This is a genomic window from Vibrio sp. 03_296, assembly GCF_002265885.1.
On record NZ_NPKW01001195.1, the window covers coordinates 1 to 594 of the forward strand.

Consider the following 594-nt stretch of genomic DNA (forward strand, 5'->3'; position numbering starts at 1 on the left):
TTTGCCCAGCGAAGCTGGCAAACCCGTCGGGTTGAAAGAAGCCCGAATCGCCCTGACTGAGGGGAAGATAATCCGAATTGCAAGGGCGTTGCTGGCCAACGGCAGRGTCTGAAGGAAGCAATAGGAAGTTAACAGTACACAACGTAAGTGAACCTGCTTCGGCAGCATAGGTGGGTAAGCGTCCGAAACATCGCAAAGCCCAATACTCAGTCAGATCTATGCTGTGCTTGAGGGTGGCATTGTTAACAGGGAGCCAGTGCAGTAACTGGGGAAGCCTGACACCACATCCGGGCAAACGCCGGAAGCACGAGTTCAAGGTGAAAACCAAGACTCGTGTTGGTGTGAGGTGGCAGATGAATCCGTAGTAGTGAGTAAGGCTCGGCCTGAGAAGCCCAGTAATGGCGTGGAGGAGAAAACCGAGCTGACCATTAGCATCGCGTCTGATGGGGCACCGCTTTGCCAAAAGCAAGCGAGTGTTGCGAAGGGAGGAAGTACACTTTAAGTCTGTGATGAGCAGATGTTTTTTTTTAGTGGCACCCAAACCGATTCGCTATCGGGGTATTCCGGCGTGGTCACCTGTGGAAGCAGAAGACG

Annotated in this window: 1 protein-coding gene; it reads right to left on the reverse strand. The window is 53.0% G+C overall.

The features are described from left to right. Positions 1-196: hypothetical protein (locus CIK04_RS35160; protein ID WP_325206046.1), on the reverse strand; the 196-nt coding region annotated here is incomplete at its 3' end. Positions 197-594: the final 398 nt, after the last annotated feature.